Origin of the sequence: Vibrio sp. 99K-1 (assembly GCF_013114585.1) — a bacterium.
In the GTDB taxonomy this organism is placed as follows: domain Bacteria; phylum Pseudomonadota; class Gammaproteobacteria; order Enterobacterales; family Vibrionaceae; genus Vibrio; species Vibrio chagasii_B.
In genome coordinates, this window is sequence record NZ_VTXF01000033.1 from 42,753 (window position 1) to 59,490 (window position 16,738).

16 protein-coding genes are annotated in these 16,738 nt (G+C 44.2%); 6 read left to right on the plus strand and 10 right to left on the minus strand.

The features are described from left to right. Positions 1 to 7 precede the first annotated feature (7 nt). Genes F0228_RS21595 through sdhC form a run of 4 tightly spaced genes read right to left on the minus strand, consistent with a single transcriptional unit; the run spans position 8 to position 3,228 of the window. A complete protein-coding gene (locus tag F0228_RS21595; protein WP_008221173.1) occupies positions 8 to 718 on the minus strand; it encodes a succinate dehydrogenase iron-sulfur subunit in 711 nt (236 codons plus the stop codon). 12 nt (positions 719 to 730) lie between these two features. Then, positions 731 to 2,497, minus strand: coding sequence for a succinate dehydrogenase flavoprotein subunit (gene sdhA / locus F0228_RS21600; RefSeq protein ID WP_008221172.1), 1,767 nt, complete (start codon positions 2,495 to 2,497; stop codon positions 731 to 733). Beyond that, entirely contained in the window at positions 2,498 to 2,842 is a 345-nt protein-coding gene (gene sdhD, locus F0228_RS21605; protein ID WP_004737911.1) for a succinate dehydrogenase, hydrophobic membrane anchor protein, read from the minus strand. Beyond that, positions 2,836 to 3,228, minus strand: coding sequence for a succinate dehydrogenase cytochrome b556 subunit (sdhC, locus tag F0228_RS21610; protein WP_019820486.1), 393 nt, complete (start codon positions 3,226 to 3,228; stop codon positions 2,836 to 2,838). Before sdhC ends, sdhD begins: the two co-directional genes overlap by 7 nt. A 417-nt stretch (positions 3,229 to 3,645) precedes the next feature. Between sdhC and F0228_RS21615 the strand changes: the two genes are divergently transcribed. Further along, a complete protein-coding gene (locus F0228_RS21615; RefSeq protein WP_061034157.1) occupies positions 3,646 to 4,935 on the plus strand; it encodes a citrate synthase in 1,290 nt (429 codons plus the stop codon). 859 nt (positions 4,936 to 5,794) lie between these two features. Here the strand turns inward: F0228_RS21615 and F0228_RS21620 are convergent. After that, positions 5,795 to 6,553, minus strand: a complete 759-nt coding sequence (locus F0228_RS21620) for a Nif3-like dinuclear metal center hexameric protein (RefSeq protein ID WP_061034158.1) — start codon at positions 6,551 to 6,553, stop codon at positions 5,795 to 5,797. Positions 6,554 to 6,668: 115 nt separating this feature from the next. On the opposite strand from F0228_RS21620, the gene F0228_RS21625 reads away from it, so the two are divergent. Next, positions 6,669 to 7,427 (plus strand): DUF1853 family protein, encoded by a 759-nt coding sequence (locus tag F0228_RS21625; RefSeq protein ID WP_061034188.1) that lies wholly within the window; start codon positions 6,669 to 6,671, stop codon positions 7,425 to 7,427. A 119-nt stretch (positions 7,428 to 7,546) separates the two neighbouring features. Here F0228_RS21625 and pgm read toward each other — a convergent pair whose 3' ends face one another. Further along, positions 7,547 to 9,193, minus strand: a complete 1,647-nt coding sequence (gene pgm / locus F0228_RS21630) for a phosphoglucomutase (alpha-D-glucose-1,6-bisphosphate-dependent) (protein WP_061034159.1) — start codon at positions 9,191 to 9,193, stop codon at positions 7,547 to 7,549. Positions 9,194 to 9,287: 94 nt separating this feature from the next. Then, positions 9,288 to 9,827, minus strand: a complete 540-nt coding sequence (seqA, locus tag F0228_RS21635; protein ID WP_017061953.1) for a replication initiation negative regulator SeqA — start codon at positions 9,825 to 9,827, stop codon at positions 9,288 to 9,290. A gap of 93 nt (positions 9,828 to 9,920) precedes the next feature. On the opposite strand from seqA, the gene F0228_RS21640 reads away from it, so the two are divergent. From F0228_RS21640 to fldA, 3 genes are all read left to right on the plus strand, one after another. Beyond that, complete coding sequence (locus tag F0228_RS21640) at positions 9,921 to 10,682, plus strand: alpha/beta fold hydrolase (protein ID WP_061034160.1); 762 nt, start codon at positions 9,921 to 9,923, stop codon at positions 10,680 to 10,682. A gap of 108 nt (positions 10,683 to 10,790) precedes the next feature. Continuing rightward, positions 10,791 to 11,009 (plus strand): DUF2788 domain-containing protein, encoded by a 219-nt coding sequence (locus F0228_RS21645; RefSeq protein WP_004737900.1) that lies wholly within the window; start codon positions 10,791 to 10,793, stop codon positions 11,007 to 11,009. Between the two features lie 58 nt (positions 11,010 to 11,067). Then, positions 11,068 to 11,601 (plus strand): flavodoxin FldA, encoded by a 534-nt coding sequence (gene fldA / locus F0228_RS21650; RefSeq protein WP_004737899.1) that lies wholly within the window; start codon positions 11,068 to 11,070, stop codon positions 11,599 to 11,601. Positions 11,602 to 11,711: 110 nt separating this feature from the next. Here the strand turns inward: fldA and F0228_RS21655 are convergent, their stop codons facing one another. After that, on the minus strand, positions 11,712 to 12,218 hold the full coding sequence (locus F0228_RS21655) for a DUF4442 domain-containing protein (protein WP_004737898.1): 507 nt from the start codon (positions 12,216 to 12,218) through the stop codon (positions 11,712 to 11,714). Positions 12,219 to 12,425: 207 nt separating this feature from the next. Between F0228_RS21655 and fcrX the strand changes: the two genes are divergently transcribed. Then, the gene (gene fcrX / locus F0228_RS21660; protein WP_004737897.1) at positions 12,426 to 12,875 is read left to right on the plus strand and encodes a ferric iron uptake transcriptional regulator FcrX; all 450 of its coding nucleotides are present in this window, start codon (positions 12,426 to 12,428) and stop codon (positions 12,873 to 12,875) included. Between the two features lie 139 nt (positions 12,876 to 13,014). Here fcrX and glnS read toward each other — a convergent pair whose 3' ends face one another. Together glnS and nagE are read right to left on the minus strand one after the other, a co-directional pair. Beyond that, entirely contained in the window at positions 13,015 to 14,682 is a 1,668-nt protein-coding gene (gene glnS, locus F0228_RS21665; RefSeq protein ID WP_061034161.1) for a glutamine--tRNA ligase, read from the minus strand. A 302-nt stretch (positions 14,683 to 14,984) separates the two neighbouring features. Next, positions 14,985 to 16,541 carry an N-acetylglucosamine-specific PTS transporter subunit IIBC gene (nagE, locus tag F0228_RS21670; RefSeq protein WP_032498767.1) on the minus strand — a complete coding sequence of 519 codons (1,557 nt, stop codon included), beginning with the start codon at positions 16,539 to 16,541 and terminating at the stop codon, positions 14,985 to 14,987. Between the last annotated feature and the right edge of the window lie 197 nt (positions 16,542 to 16,738).

The window sequence follows — 16,738 nt, forward strand, 5'->3', positions numbered from 1 at the left end:
TTATAACTTAAACCGAACGATTCACTAACATGGTCTTGATGTGACCAATCGCTTTCGTCGGATTTAATCCCTTAGGACAAACACTTACACAATTCATGATGCCATGGCAACGAAAAACGCTAAATGCATCATCAAGATCAGACAAACGTTCATCTGTCGCTGTATCTCGGCTATCAATTAGCCAACGGTACGCGGCAAGTAGGCCTGCTGGTCCGATGAACTTGTCAGGGTTCCACCAGAACGATGGGCATGACGTTGTACAACATGCACACATGATACATTCGTACAGTCCATCTAAATGAGCACGCTCATCAGGGCTTTGTAAGTTTTCACGTGCCGGTGGTACATTGCCATCAGACACTAGGAATGGTTTTACTTTTTCGTAGTTATCGTAGAACTGAGTCATATCAACAATCAGGTCACGAACAACAGGTAAACCTGGCAGCGGGCGAATCACGATCTTATCGCCTTTCAGCGCAGATAGAGGCGTGATACACGCTAGACCGTTTTTACCGTTCATGTTCAGACCATCCGAACCACATACACCCTCACGGCATGAGCGGCGGAATGCGATTGTTGGATCTTGTTCTTTCAGTAGAATAAGCGCATCCAGAAGCATCATGTCTGAACCTTCATCCACCTCTAAGGTGTATTCCTTCATGTAAGGCTTTTGGTCGACATCTGGATTGTAACGGTATAAAGAGAAATTCAGTTTCATGGTCATGTCTCCTTAGTACGTACGTGCTTTTGGCGGGAACGCTTCACGATGGATAGGTTCCATGTTTACGTTACGCTTAGTCATGCTTTCTGACTCAGGATTGTAAAGCGTGTGGCATAGCCATTGCTCATCATCACGATCAGGGAAGTCAAAACGAGCATGTGCACCACGACTCTCTGTGCGGTAGTTTGCCGCTACAGCCGTCGCGTAAGCTGTTTCCATTAGGTTTTCAAGCTCTAGACACTCAATACGCTGCGTGTTGAACTCAGTAGACTTGTCTGAAAGGTGTGCATTCTTCAGACGCTCGCGAATTGCTTTAAGCTCTTCTAGGCCGTCAGCCATTGCTTGACCTTCGCGGAATACAGAGAAGTTGTTCTGCATACATTGCTGTAGATCTTTACGGATCTGCGCTGGATCTTCGCCGTCTGTGCTGTTTTCCCAACGGTTGTAGCGCTCTAGAGAACGAGCGATATCTTCTTCCGTTGCAGGTTTAGCATCAGCTTGCTTCTTCAGAGTCTCACCTAGGTGTAGACCTGTAGCACGACCGAATACAACCAAATCAAGCAGTGAGTTACCACCTAGACGGTTAGCACCGTGTACGGATACTGAAGCAATCTCACCACAAGCGAATAGACCTTGTACTTCTACATCGCTACCATCTGTACCCTGCTTAATCGCTTGGCCAGAAACTTGTGTCGGTACACCACCCATCATGTAGTGACACGTTGGGATTACTGGGATTGGCTCTTTTACTGGATCAACGTGTGCGAATGTACGAGACAGTTCACATACACCTGGTAGACGAGATTCAAGTGTCTCTTTACCTAGGTGGTCCAGTTTCAGCTTGATATGTGGACCCCAAGGACCGTCACAACCACGACCTTCACGGATTTCGACCATCATTGAACGAGCAACAACGTCACGACCCGCTAAGTCCTTCGCATTTGGAGCGTAACGTTCCATGAAACGTTCGCCGTCTTTATTTAGAAGGTAACCACCTTCACCACGACAGCCTTCTGTTACAAGAACACCTGCGCCAGCAATACCCGTTGGGTGGAACTGCCACATTTCGATATCTTGCATTGGAACGCCAGCACGAATCGCCATACCAACACCGTCACCAGTATTGATGTGTGCGTTAGTTGTCGATGCGTAGATACGGCCAGCACCACCGGTCGCTAGGATCGTTGCTTTCGCTTTGAAGTAGCATACTTCGCCTGTTTCCATGCAAAGTGCTGTTGTACCAAGAATGGCACCGTCTTCATTCTTCACAAGATCAAGCGCGTACCACTCAGAGAACACGGTTGTTTTGTGCTTGATATTTTGTTGGTAAAGCGTGTGTAGCAGTGCGTGACCAGTACGGTCAGCTGCTGCAGCGGTACGAGCCGCTTGCTCACCACCAAAGTTTTTCGATTGGCCACCAAAAGGACGTTGGTAAATGGTGCCGTTGTCGAAACGAGAAAATGGAAGACCCATCTTTTCTAGTTCGATAACTGATTCTGGGCCATTTTTACACATGTATTCGATAGCATCTTGGTCACCGATGTAATCAGAACCTTTTACTGTGTCATACATATGTTGTTCCCAGTGATCTTCGTGCGCATTACCTAGCGCAACCGTAATACCACCTTGAGCAGATACGGTATGAGAACGAGTTGGGAAAACTTTAGAAAGCAATGCACATGATAGGCCTTGCTCTGAAATTTGCAGTGCGGCACGCATACCTGCACCACCAGCGCCGATAACTACGGCATCAAACTCACGAACAGGAATAGTCACTTACGCACCCCACAAAATAAACAGACCAGAGAAGAAATATCCAAGAAGAACCGCAACTACACCTACTTGAAGGCCAACACGCAGTTTAGCGCACTTGATGTAGTCGGTTAGCACTTGCCATAGGCCGATCCAAGCGTGAACAAGAACCGAAGTAAGCGCTAACATGGTAAATACTTTAGTGAAAGTTCCACCAAAGAACTGAGTCCATGATACGTAAGAGATATCGGTGAAGGCACAAAAGCTCACCAAATAAATTGTATATAGCGTCATAATGATTGCAGTTGCACGAATCAATAAGAAATCGTGAACGCCATTACGGCCAAATGTCGAAACGTTGTTTACCATACTAAGATCCCCGCTAGTAGAGACAATACCGCTGTCGCTGCGAATGCAACCTTAGCGCTCTTCGCGCCAGATTCCAGCTCTTCAAAGTGACCTAAGTCCATAAGAAGGTGACGAATACCACCAGCAATGTGGTAAGCCAAAGCGGTTAAAATGCCCCACAGAATAAACTTCACGAAGAAACCGTCGACAATGTCGCTAGCTTCCATAAAGCCTACTGGGGATGAGAGGGAAATGGATAGTAACCAAAGCAAAATTCCAATCGCAACAAAAGTAATCACCCCAGACACACGGTGTAGGATGGAAGCTATTGCAGTGATCGGAAAGTGGATGGTCTGTAAATCTAAATTAACAGGTCTTGTCTTTCTTTCTTTCACGGGCTTGCTCACTCAGCTCCATTGAGCATTATGGTCATTAAATAACCTTATGATATTGTTATGGACAAAATTTGATCGCAAACCTTCAAAATTTAACATTAACTTAACAAATAACTGAAGTTGAGCCTTAGATAATTGTAAAATAATTGTTAACAACAAGATTAAGATAGACACCTCACATTTCTTCTTAGCCTTGCATTTATAAGGTTTTAACCAAATTTTTCATCGCCACTATACGGTCGGCAACATTCTAATACAATTGATGTAACAAATAATGCTACACAGACCAGATTTTTAACGAATTTAATGTAAAAAACACTAACAAGTGCACACAAAGCTGCAGAAAAATTGACTTTCCCACGTAAGACCAGTAAAAAAATGGCACATAAACATCCTGGACGGATTAAATAATAAACAAAGGAGATTGTTATGGCGGATAAGAAAGCTACCCTTCACATTGAAGGTCAAGCGCCAATCGAGCTGCCGATTACAGAAGGTGTACTAGGTACTCCAGTGATCGATGTTCGTACACTAGGTTCTAATGGTTTTTTCACTTTTGACCCTGGTTTTCTTGCCACTGCATCTTGTGAGTCTCAAATCACTTTTATTGACGGTGGTAAAGGTATCCTTTTACACCGTGGTTATCCAATTGACCAACTTGCCAATAACGCTGATTACTTAGAAGTATGTTACATACTTCTTTACGGTGAAGCTCCATCTCGAGCTGAATACGAAAAGTTCAAGACTACCGTGACACGTCACACTATGGTTCACGAGCAAATTGCTAGTTTCTTCCACGGCTTCCGTCGTGATGCTCACCCAATGGCTGTAATGTGTGGTGTTGTAGGCGCTTTAGCAGCGTTCTACCACGACTCACTTGATATCAACAACGATACACACCGTGAAATTGCGGCTTACCGCCTAATTTCAAAAATGCCAACACTGGCAGCAATGTGTTACAAATATTCAATCGGTCAGCCGTTTATCTACCCACGTAACGACCTAGGCTACGCAGAAAACTTCTTACACATGATGTTCGCAAACCCATGTGAAGAGTACGAAGTGAACCCTATTGTTGCTCGCGCAATGGATAAGATTTTCACTCTACACGCTGATCACGAACAAAACGCTTCTACATCGACAGTACGTCTATCTGGTTCATCTGGTGCTAACCCGTTTGCGTGTATCGCAGCTGGTATCGCGTCACTTTGGGGCCCAGCTCATGGCGGTGCAAACGAAGCGTGTCTACGTATGCTTGAAGAGATCGGTAGCGTAGATAACATCGAAGAGTATGTTGCAAAAGCGAAAGACAAAGATGACCCATTCCGTTTGATGGGCTTCGGTCACCGCGTTTACAAGAACTACGATCCACGTGCAACAGTAATGCGCGAAGCGTGTCACGAAGTACTTAAAGAGCTAAACATCCAAGATCCACTACTTGACGTAGCAATGGAACTTGAGCGTATCGCTCTTTCTGATGAATACTTTGTGTCTAAGAAGCTATACCCGAACGTAGACTTCTACTCAGGTATCATTCTGAAAGCGATCGGTATTCCAGTGTCTATGTTTACAGTAATCTTCGCGATGTCTCGTACTATCGGTTGGATTGCACACTGGAACGAAATGCACAGCGATCCGACAAACCGTATCGGTCGTCCTCGTCAGCTATACACTGGTGAAGAGCAACGTGACTTTAAAGCACTTCACGAACGTGAATAATTGCGATTAAAGTATGATTGTGAAAAAGGGTTGATGCTTTCGCATCAACCCTTTTCTTTTATATGCTCGCAACACTGTCATCCTCAAGAGCGAGGAACGAGTGAGTTGGGGATCTTATTCAACGAGTAGATGGCCCAAAGAGATTCCCTACTCCCTCCTTCGTCAGTCTAGGGAATGACGGATTCGGATATGACCCTTTAACGTTCTGACTCGCGCATCACATCGACAGATACAAATTTATAGTTGCTCGTATACCTAAGAGTGAGGGACGAGTGAGTTGGGGATCTCATTCAACGAATAGATAACCCAAAGAGATTCCCTACTCCTTCCTTCGTCAGTCTAGCGAATGACGGATTCGGATATCCCCCTTTAGCGTTCGGACTGGCGCGTCGCATAGACGGATACAAATTTATAGGTGCTCGTTATACCTAAGAGCGAGGAATGAGCGAGTTGGGGAGCTCATTCAACGAGTAGATAGCCCAAAGAGATTCCCTACTCCCTCCTTCGTCAGTCTAGGGAATGACGGATTCGGGATATCCCCCTTTAACGTTCTGACTCGCGCATCACATCGACAGATACAAATTTATAGTTGCTCGTTATACCTAAGAGTGAGGGTCGAGTGAGTTGGGGATCTCATTCAACGAATAGATAGCCCAAAAAGATTCCATACTCTTTCCTTCGTCAGTCTAGGGAATGACTATAGGAGCAAACTATGCCGTCATCCCCAAGAACGAGGGACGAGTGAGTTGGGGATCTCATTCAACGAGTAGATAGCCCAAAAAAATTCTCTACTCCCTCCTTCGTCAGTCTGGGGAATGACGAACACTATTTACTCGTATCCCTCATCTCGCATCTGCTCTTATACCGGATTATCGATATCGATAAACTCAACATCCAAGCCGTGCTCTTTTGCTAACCACTCACCTAGTGCCTTCACGCCGTAGCGTTCTGTCGCATGGTGACCTGCAGCAAAATAATGGATGTCTTGCTCGCGAGCCGAGTAAGTTGTGCGCTCAGAAATTTCACCAGAGATAAATGCGTCGATACCTTGAGAGGCTGCAAGTTCAATGTAATCTTGACCGCCGCCAGTACACCAACCTACCGTTTCAATCATCTTATCTGCGTTTTCAGGAGCGATATGTAGCGGCTTACGATTCAGTACTTGATCAATTTTTGCCGCAAACTCAGCACCGGTCATCGGTGTCTTTAATCTACCAAACATAGCAACCGATTGTGGGTGCCCTTCCAAGCCACCTTCTACTTCAATATCAAGCAGTTCAGCGAGTTTGGCGTTGTTACCAAGTTCAGGATGGATATCGAGAGGTAAGTGATAACCCAAAAGGTTAATGTCATTCTTAATCAGAGTGCGAATGCGTTTGCCCTTCATGCCACGAATTGCCTCTGACTCACCTTTCCAAAAGAAACCGTGATGAACCAACAAAGCGTCAGCCTCTAGCTCAACCGCTTTATTAATCAAAGCTTGCGAAGCCGTAACACCAGTAACAATACGCTTGACTTCAGAAGCACCTTCGACTTGAAGGCCATTCGGACAGTAATCTTTAATCTGCTGTGGCTGCAGTTTTTCGTTAAGTAGCTTTTCTAATTGTAAGTTATTCATTTTTATTTCCAGCTTACCTTTATAATAACGTCGTTATATCAATTTACGGGTAGAATGTCGAAAGCCCTTCCACTCTGTTTCTAGAGAACAGATGACTGAAGTTTACGAGGAACCGATGACCGAACTGCAACGCTTTTATCAATGGGTGATTAGCTCACCACCGCTACTAGAAATCAAGCCGCCCATTTCTGATCTCACTGTGTTCTCAAACCACCAAAAGCTCGACGATACACATACTTATGATGGAAACCCTAGATTAGGCTTTCTCTACCAACACTTATGTGAACAAGTCATCATGACTTCGGATAATTATTCAATCAAGCACGATGAGATTCAGATTAATGTTGAGGGACGAACACTTGGCGCAATCGACTTTATCTTGGAAGACACAAGCAGCCAAAAATTAGAACACTGGGAAGTGGCAATTAAATTTTACCTACTTCATGAGCAAACATGGTTTGGTCCCAATTCTCACGACCAATTGGACAAGAAGCTCGATAGGATGCTCTGCCATCAACTTGGTATGTCCTCTTCAAACGCCTTTGTTGAGCAGTATCCGGAGATCGATGTCGACTCAAAACATCTTCTGATGCAAGGTCGCCTCTATACCAACCCATTTCTAGAACAAAATATACCTACAGAATGTTTGGGCTACAGCATTAACCCAAGCCAAGTAAATGGATTTTGGTGTTATCAAAATCAGGCTCACTTGATCACCGAAACACTCTATCCTCTAAACAAAGAGCAATGGGCCGCAGGAACGGATGATTTCAGCGGTGAACCTATCACCGAATTTGGTGACCACTTTGTTCACGGGCAAACTAAGTCTGGTCAATTCTGGTTTGTGATGCCACAAACTTGGCCACACGGCTAATCCATTCGTCATTGAACTGACTTAGTCTAGCCACTTACTCACAGGAAAATAAAAAAGGGCTGATGCTTTCACATCAACCCTTCCATTATTTGCTTTATAACTCTATGAATCGTATTCGATTATAGACCTGCAGCGGCAAATACTTGGTTAACAATCTCTTGAGCTTCTGCTTCGATTGCTTTTAGGTGCTCTTCACCTTTAAAGCTTTCACAGTAGATCTTGTAGATGTCTTCAGTGCCTGATGGACGAGCAGCGAACCAACCGTTCTCAGTGGTCACTTTAAGGCCACCAATCGCAGCGCCATTACCAGGAGCATGCGTTAAACGAGCAGTAATCGCATCGCCAGCAAGCGTTTCAGCAGAGACCATCTCTGGAGATAGCTTCTTCAGCACATCTTTTTGCGCGCCATTTGCTACCGCTTGAATACGGTTGTACTTAGATTCACCGTGCTTAGCAGCTAGCTCTTCGTAGTACTCTTGTGGGTTCTTACCTGTAACGGCTGTGATCTCAGCCGCAAGTAGGCAAAGAATTAGGCCATCTTTATCTGTTGACCAAGGCGTACCGTCTTTACGTAAGAAAGATGCACCTGCACTCTCTTCACCACCGAAACCAAACTGACCGTTGTAAAGGCCATCAACGAACCATTTGAAACCAACAGGTACTTCACAAAGTTCACGACCTAAGTCAGCTACCACACGGTCGATCAATGCGCTTGATACCAAAGTTTTACCAACCGCAACCTCTTTACCCCAACCTTCACGGTTACGGTATAGGTAATCGATACAAACCGCTAGGAAGTGGTTAGGGTTCATTAGGCCTTTAGGCGTAACGATGCCGTGGCGATCGTAATCTGGGTCGTTACCAAACGCTAGCGCGTACTCATCTTTAAGCGCAAGTAAGCCTGCCATTGCGTATGGCGAAGAACAGTCCATACGAACCACGCCATCTTTATCTAGAGACATGAATTGGAATGAAGGGTCAACCGCTTCACTTACCAAAGTAAGATCTAGGTTGTACGCTTTACCAATTTGACGCCAGTAATCGATACCGCTGCCGCCCAGTGGATCAACACCAATTTTGATGTTCGCTTTCTGGATAGCTTCCATATCAACCACGTTAACCAAATCAGCAACGTATGGCGCCACTAGGTCAACTTCTTTCACTAACTCAGACTGTTTAGCCTGTGCGATAGGAGTGCGTTTAACACCTTGCATTTGCTCAGCAATGATCACGTTCGCACGGTCTTCAATCGCTTGAGTCAATTCAGCTTCAGCAGGACCACCGTGTGTCGGGTTGTATTTGATACCGCCATCTTGAGGTGGGTTGTGTGAAGGTGTGATAACGATGCCGTCGGCTTTTTTGTCATTCACTAGGTTGTGCGTAAGAATCGCATGCGAGATACCAGGTGTTGGAGTAAAGCCGTTGTTTTCTTGAATAATAACTTCAACACCGTTCGCTACAAGTACTTCGATTACCGTAGAAAATGCAGGTTCAGATAGCGCGTGCGTATCTTTACCTAAGAAAAGCGGGCCTGTTGTACCCTGCTCAGCACGCACCTCAGCCACTGCTTGTGCAATCGCTAAAATGTGGTTTTCGTTAAATGTTGATTTGTCTGCTGTACCGCGGTGACCTGAAGTACCGAATAGTACCTTGTGATCTGGGTTAGTCGCATCCGGTTGCTGTAAGAAATAGTTAGCCACTAAAGCCGGAATATTATGAAGATCTTCCTGCTGAGCTTTTTGCCCAGCACGAGGGTGCATAGCCATTTTTCGACATCCTTATATATATAAAATTTAAAAACAAAAAAACCTCATAATATCTTCTTATCCATGGATATTATGAGGTTTAAATCAGATTTCGTTAAATTGAACCTGTTACTTTTTCAATCAATTCTGCTTGGAAATTCATGCGGCTCATAAGCTGCTCAACCATCTGTCTTTTACGGCTAGTATTATTATTTGTAATAACCCAAAAAGGACTTTGTGGAATGGCTTTAGGCTTCGTCGTGTTACCGTTTGCTAGTAACGTCGCTTCGTTGTCTGCAAAGTAAACACGCTTGCGGCCTTTTACTTGAGTTGCTTCTGAAAAGCTTAAAGGGTCGATTTTATGCAGTGTTGATAACACTAGCATGAAACGATCAATGGCTTTCTTTAATGATGCAAACTCATCTGATATTAGTAGTGAGCGCATTTCTTTAACGCCATCGAACTTCTCTGGAGTAAAGCCTACCTCTTTGCTAACAACGATACCTTTCGGCTCTACGATCTCTTCGATCGGAGCCATGCCTTGGCTATCAACCTGTAACAAGCGGCGCAGAATATCTGAAGCGCTTTCGCCAATACGTTCTGTCTGACCCGCAATAAAACGGTATAGGTCCTCATCAACCTCAATTGTTTTCATTCGCTTTTCACAATCTCAATGTTTAAACTCAGGGGGATTATAGCGAGATCCGCGCGGATACTCTACGTCAAACCCACCATGAATAAGATAAAAATGTCAGTACAGCTCAACTATAAAATCGAAGGTGAGGGTCACACCATAGTTTTGATCCATGGATTATTCGGTAATCTGGACAACCTAGGCTTGCTAGCCAGGGATCTAAAAACCGATCATCAGGTACTGAGTATCGATCTTCGTAACCATGGACAATCCTTCCACAGTGATACCCATAATTACCAAGCGATGGCACAAGATGTCGCTCAACTGTTGAAAGATCTTGAGCTGAATGACGTCACTGTCATTGGTCACTCAATGGGTGGTAAAGTCGCCATGGCGCTAACTCAACACCTAGAACTGCACAAACTTATTGTATTGGACATGGCACCAGTCGCTTACACCCAAAGCCGTCACGACAACGTATTCGCAGGCCTTCAAGCGGTCATTGAAGAAAAGCCAGGATCTCGTGCCGAAGCACTTAAAGTGCTCGCCAAACATATCGAAATAGACGGTGTTCGCCAATTCTTAACAAAATCACTGTTCAAGTCAGAAGAAGGCATTATGGAGTGGCGCTTTAACGTCGCTTCGTTACTGAGCAACTACCCACACATTATTGGTTGGGAACCGATCGACAAAACCTCAGTCAAAACCTTACTAATAAAAGGTGGGGATTCTGACTACCTCACGGCTGAGCACCAAACTGCGGTCCAACAGCAATTTTCTAATGTAAAGGCGCATGTCATCGCGAATACCGGCCACTGGCTGCACGCAGAAAAACCAACTGAAGTGCTGAGAGCAATTCGAAAATTCATCGCTTAAGTGCGCTTTTTCATGCAGATAAATGAGAGTTGAGTAATCACTGCACATTAACTTTATCTCGCAACAGTGATATAGTGCGCCCAAGCAAAATTGGTATATAAGGTTCCCATGCTTTACGACTACATGAACATCATTGAATCTGTTGGTTTAGATCTCCTATTTGCCGCGATTTTCTTTTTGATCGGCATGGCAATTAAGGACGTTCTCAAGCAAGGAAATGTTCCTCCATTTGGTCGTCGCATTGTGTGGTTAGTACTTTTCCTTGGCTGTGCAGGTTTTATCGCCAAAGGGATAATCCAACTAAGCTGGGAAGGAACTGGGATCTAACGATTCCCCTCCGAACTTTATTACACCGACAACAGACAAAATGAAAGGTAATGATTCTATGGCAAGTGTAGGTCTCTTCTTTGGTAGCGATACAGGTAACACTGAAGCTGTTGCTAAGATGATTCAAAAGCAATTGAGCAAACAGCTCGTTCACGTTCAAGACATTGCAAAAAGCAGCAAAGAAGATATCGATAACTTCGATCTACTGCTGCTTGGTATCCCTACGTGGTACTACGGCGAAGCACAATGTGATTGGGATGATTTCTTCCCAGAGCTAGAAGCTATTGATTTCTCAACTAAGCTTGTTGCTATCTTTGGTTGTGGTGACCAAGAAGATTACGCAGAATACTTCTGTGATGCTATGGGTACTATCCGTGACATCGTTGAAGCGAAAGGCGGTACTATCCTAGGTTACACTTCTACTGAAGGCTACGAGTTCGAAGCATCTAAAGGTCTAGTTGAAGGCGATGACAGCCAATTCGTTGGTCTATGTATCGACGAAGACCGTCAACCAGAGCTAACTGATGAGCGTGTATCTAACTGGGTTAAACAAATCCACGAAGAGATGTGTCTAGCAGAGCTTGAAGACTAATTCTCTGGCAGTTGTCCATTGTTACAATTAGTGACAACTCTCTAGATATGAAAAAACCTCCTAATTGGAGGTTTTTTTCTATTTGTCTATATAAGATCTGTTTGTCTAAATTAGCACTCTGCTTCTAGTGCTTCGTCATCATCTCTGAATTGTGGCTTCTTTCTGACATAAAGCGTACGCTGAATTTCTGAGACCACATTACCCTGCTTATCTTTGACATAGATAATAAATTCAGGAAAACACTTCTCACCAAGTTGAGTCTGACGGTAAATCTCATCAAGCTGACCTTGGCTTATTTCAAAGTCTGCATACAGATCTGACTGACCAGGTTTGATGAAGTTAATGCTCGCCTCTTTGTCCCACACATAATACCTTTCACCTAAAATTCCCATTAACATCAATGAGTAAACAGGATCCGTGAGGGAAAATATGCTACCGCCATACTGAGTACGATTGGCATTTTTGTTCCACCAGCGCAACTTAAGCACTGTTTTTACTACCCTAAAATCTGAACTAATATGGGCTATCTTTATCCCTGCTCCCCAAAATGGAGGCCAAATATTAAGAGCGAATTTTACGATGTTTGGTTTGTATATTTTTGCAAGTTGCTTATTCATAACAACATTCCGTGTTCATATTAGAATTACCGCCACCCTGACTGGTCGTACCTCCACTATAAGTGAGATACTTCCAATTTACAAAACAGATTGTGATGTTGATTAGTAACCCTTTGAAGTTCGTGGTTTATTGTTATGCCTGACTAAACTATAATGGTATTAATATTGAATTCTGTTAATTGCTGCAGATCATCAACAGGAAAGTATATGTCAGACAATAATCAAGCGCTAAAAGATGCTGGTCTTAAAGTGACCCTCCCAAGGCTCAAAATTTTAGAAGTATTACAACAACCAGACTGCCAACATATTAGTGCTGAAGATTTATATAAAAAACTGATCGACTTAGGTGAAGAGATCGGGCTTGCGACCGTTTATCGAGTATTAAACCAATTCGATGATGCTGGCATTGTAACTCGCCACCACTTCGAAGGCGGTAAGTCTGTATTTGAACTTTCAACACAGCACCACCACGATCATCTAGTATGTCTAGATTGTGGCGAAGTTATCGAGTTCTCTGATGACATCATCGAAGAGAGACAAAAAGAGATAGCGAAGCGCTATAACGTTCAGCTAACGAACCACAGTTTATACCTTTACGGTAAAAGCATGACGGGTGATTGCAAAGGCAACCCAGACGCGCACAAACCGAAAAATTAAACAAACGCTGACTTCGGTCAGCGTTTTTTATATAGGGCTGAAAGTCCGCTAGATTGTTCTTTAGATCCACGCATTATTCAGATACAAAAAAACCGGCACTAAGCCGGTTTTTTATTAGACAACTTGTTAGCGTTAGCAATTATGCTTCAGCTTTACCCCAAGTATCACGTAGGCCAACCGTGCGGTTGAATACTAGCGCATCTGCTTTAGAGTCTTTTGAATCGACACAGAAGTAGCCTGTACGCTCAAATTGGAAACCTTGCTCAGCAGCAGCCTCCGCTAGGCTAGGCTCAACAAAACCGTTCAACTTAACCAGAGACTCTGGGTTGATCGTTGCAGCGAAATCATCCGCAGCAGCTGGGTTTGCAACAGTGAATAGACGATCGTATAGACGAATCTCAGCTGGCAGTGCTTTATCAGCAGATACCCAGTGGATAACACCCTTCACTTTGCGGCCATCTGCCGGGTTCTTACCTAGCGTTTCGTCATCGTAAGAACAGAAGATAGTTGTAATGTTGCCTTCTGCATCTTTCTCGATACGCTCTGCTTTAATTACATAAGCACCACGTAAACGAACTTCTTTACCTAGAACCAAACGCTTGTACTTCTTGTTTGCTTCTTCACGGAAGTCATCACGCTCGATCCAAACTTCACGAGTAAACGGTACTTCACGAGTACCCATTTCAGGTTTATTCGGGTGATTAGCAACTGTTAGTGTTTCTACCTTGTCTGCATCGTAGTTTTCAATCACGATCTTAACCGGGTCTAGAACAGCCATTGCACGTGGTGCATTTTCGTTCAAGTCATCACGGATACAAGACTCAAGTGAACCGAACTCAATCATGTTCTCTTGTTTAGTCACACCGATACGCTTACAGAACTCACGAATAGACGCAGAAGTGAAACCACGACGACGTAAACCAGAGATAGTCGGCATACGTGGGTCATCCCAACCTTGAACTAGGTTTTCAACCACAAGTTGGTTTAGTTTACGCTTAGACATCACCGTGTATTCAAGATTCAGACGGCTAAACTCGTACTGACGAGGTTGGCAATCGATCGTAATGTTATCTAGAACCCAGTCGTACAAACGACGGTTATCTTGGAATTCAAGAGTACAGATAGAGTGCGTAATACCTTCCAGCGCATCAGAGATACAGTGAGTGAAATCGTACATTGGGTAAATGCACCATTTGTCACCTGTCTGATGGTGGTGAGCAAAACGAACACGGTAGATAACAGGATCACGCATTACCATGAATGACGAGCTCATGTCGATCTTGGCACGCAGACACGCTTTACCTTCTTCAAAGCCACCGTCACGCATTTTTTCAAATAACGCTAGGTTCTCTTCAGGGCTGCGGTCGCGGTATGGGCTTGCTTTACCTGGCTCTTTTAGCGTGCCACGGTATTCGCGGATCTGCTCAGGACTTAGCTCGTCAACGTACGCTAAGCCTTTATTAATTAATTCCACAGCATAAGCGTAAAGCGTATCGAAGTAGTTTGATGAGTAACAAATGTCACCAGACCATTCGAAGCCTAACCAGCTTACATCATTCTTAATTGACTCAACGTATTCAACGTCTTCTTTTTCAGGGTTTGTATCATCGAAACGAAGATTACATTGTCCCTGGTAGTCCTGAGCAATACCAAAATTCAAGCAAATAGATTTAGCGTGACCGATGTGCAGGTAACCATTTGGTTCCGGCGGGAAACGAGTATGCACGCTACTGTGTGTACCATCCGCTAAATCTTTATCAATAATTTGGCGAATGAAATTCGATGGACGAGCCTCAGCTTCACTCATCTATAGCACCTCTATGTATTTAGTATTGTCAGAGAAAGTTATCTTTTATCTCCTAGCCAAGCGCCACTTTTAGCGTCAGCTCTAGATAGAAAGATCATTGTTGCTAATCATCCACAATTCTTCGCCTTTGCACAATAAGAACCGTCCGTTAATTACGATTATTTCTGCTATTCGATGAAGAATAGAACGAACCGTATCCCAAAGCCTTAAACTGCAGATACAAAAAAGCCTCCCTTATGGGAGGCTTTCAATTTGACACTTATTTGAGAGTATTAATGACTGCTCAGTTAAGTACTTCCTTACTATGGAAGTTTTACATCAGATAGGTCTTCACCTGCGCCGATAGCTTTCATTTCGCCAGCTACGATTTCAGCAAGTGGGCCTAGGATAACTTGTAGGTTGTTTTCACCTAGCTTCACAACACCTTTAGCACCTAGCTTCTTAAGAACTGCTTCGTCAGCAACAGAGCGGTCTTTAAGAGTTAGACGTAGACGTGTGATACAAGCGTCGATTGAAGTTAGGTTGTCGTGACCACCTAGAGCTTTCAGGTATTGACGTGCAAGGTCGCCTTTTGGAGCGTCACCAGCTGGAGCTGCAGCTTCTTCGTCATCTTCACGACCTGGCGATTTCAGGTTGAAAGCGCGGATTGCGAAAGAGAAAGTGAAGAAGTATAGAGCACCGAAGCCAAGGCCGATTGCTAGAAGTACTAGAGGTTTAGTTGCTAGACCCCAGTTCAATACGAAGTCGATAAGACCAGCAGAGAAACCGAAACCGTGCAGAGTACCAAACATGTTAGCGACAACTAGAGACAGACCAGTGAATACAGCGTGCATTGCGTATAGAGCAGGAGCTAGGAATACGAACATGAATTCTAGCGGCTCTGTGATACCAGTTAGGAATGAACAGAATGCTACTGAGAATAGTGCACCACCAACTTGGCTACGTTTTTCAGCAGGAGCTGCTAGGTACATTGCAAGTGCAGCACCTGGTAGACCGAACATCATTACTGGGAAGAAACCGTTCATGAATACGCCTGCACCTTTATCGCCACCGAAGAAACGGTGTAGGTCGCCAGACTTAACAGTGTCAGTCACTTCTTTAACAACAGTAGTGATTTCTGGAGTTACAGAGTTAGCGAATGTGAATGTGTGCTCTTGGCCAACAACTAGAGTTTTAGCTAGAGATGGGTCAACACAAAGTTGAGTGATGTTAGCGAATGCGCCTTGACCAGCAACGATGATTTCTTGACATGTACCCATACCGAACCAGAAGTACGAGTTCAATACGTGGTGTAGACCTACAGGGATAAGTGCACGGTTAAGAGTACCGTAAACGAATTGACCGATAGCGCCAGACGTTGATACTGCGTGAGCCAGTGCGTCTAGACCAGATTGAACACCAGGCCAAACCACACCAGACACAGCACCTGCAACAAGTGCAAATAGACCAGCCATGATTGGTACTAAACGTTTACCTGCGAAGAATGCCAGCCACTCAGGAAGGCGTGTAGCATGGAAAGCGTTGTAAGAGTGACCCGCGATGATACCTGCGAAGATACCGCCGAAGAAAGACATGTTAACGTCAGCGTTAATCGTTGTCGCTGTCGCTGTTAGAACGAAGTAAGCAACTGCACCAGCTAGACCCGCTGCGCCGTTACCGTCTTTAGAAAGACCAATCGCGATACCTAGACCAAATAGCAATGGTAGGTTACCGAAGATAGCACCACCAGCTTGCGCCATGAATGGAATATCAAGTAGATCGCCTTGACCTAAACGTAATAGAAGCGCCGCAATCGGAAGCGTTGCGATAGGTAGCATTAACGCCTTACCTAGCTTCTGTGCATATCCTAGAATATTCACCAGTTGTTTCCCCCTATAGGATTTTTTAGAATTCGTTTGAGAAACTTATTTTAGTCGCTCAATTTAGTCCTATTCAGTGTATTCAATTAATTTTGCTCCGCAAATTAAAACCTTACCATTTGTGATCGTAATCACCAGTTTTTACCAAATCCAGAGGTTTTTGCTAGCGAGATCATAAAACTTATTTTATCATTCAA

Excerpts from the sequence above, each read along its gene's own strand:
- F0228_RS21640 (WP_061034160.1), top strand. The coding sequence starts at position 9,921 with ATGTCAGTACAGCTCAACTATAAAATCGAAGGTGAGGGTCACACCATA.
- F0228_RS21655 (WP_004737898.1), bottom strand. The coding sequence starts at position 12,218 with ATGAATAAGCAACTTGCAAAAATATACAAACCAAACATCGTAAAATTC.
- pgm (WP_061034159.1), bottom strand. The coding sequence starts at position 9,193 with ATGGCTATGCACCCTCGTGCTGGGCAAAAAGCTCAGCAGGAAGATCTT.
- fcrX (WP_004737897.1), top strand. The coding sequence starts at position 12,426 with ATGTCAGACAATAATCAAGCGCTAAAAGATGCTGGTCTTAAAGTGACC.
- F0228_RS21625 (WP_061034188.1), top strand. The coding sequence starts at position 6,669 with ATGACCGAACTGCAACGCTTTTATCAATGGGTGATTAGCTCACCACCG.
- F0228_RS21615 (WP_061034157.1), top strand. The coding sequence starts at position 3,646 with ATGGCGGATAAGAAAGCTACCCTTCACATTGAAGGTCAAGCGCCAATC.
- seqA (WP_017061953.1), bottom strand. The coding sequence starts at position 9,827 with ATGAAAACAATTGAGGTTGATGAGGACCTATACCGTTTTATTGCGGGT.
- F0228_RS21620 (WP_061034158.1), bottom strand. The coding sequence starts at position 6,553 with ATGAATAACTTACAATTAGAAAAGCTACTTAACGAAAAACTGCAGCCA.
- sdhD (WP_004737911.1), bottom strand. The coding sequence starts at position 2,842 with ATGGTAAACAACGTTTCGACATTTGGCCGTAATGGCGTTCACGATTTC.
- F0228_RS21645 (WP_004737900.1), top strand. The coding sequence starts at position 10,791 with ATGCTTTACGACTACATGAACATCATTGAATCTGTTGGTTTAGATCTC.
- F0228_RS21595 (WP_008221173.1), bottom strand. The coding sequence starts at position 718 with ATGAAACTGAATTTCTCTTTATACCGTTACAATCCAGATGTCGACCAA.
- glnS (WP_061034161.1), bottom strand. The coding sequence starts at position 14,682 with ATGAGTGAAGCTGAGGCTCGTCCATCGAATTTCATTCGCCAAATTATT.
- fldA (WP_004737899.1), top strand. The coding sequence starts at position 11,068 with ATGGCAAGTGTAGGTCTCTTCTTTGGTAGCGATACAGGTAACACTGAA.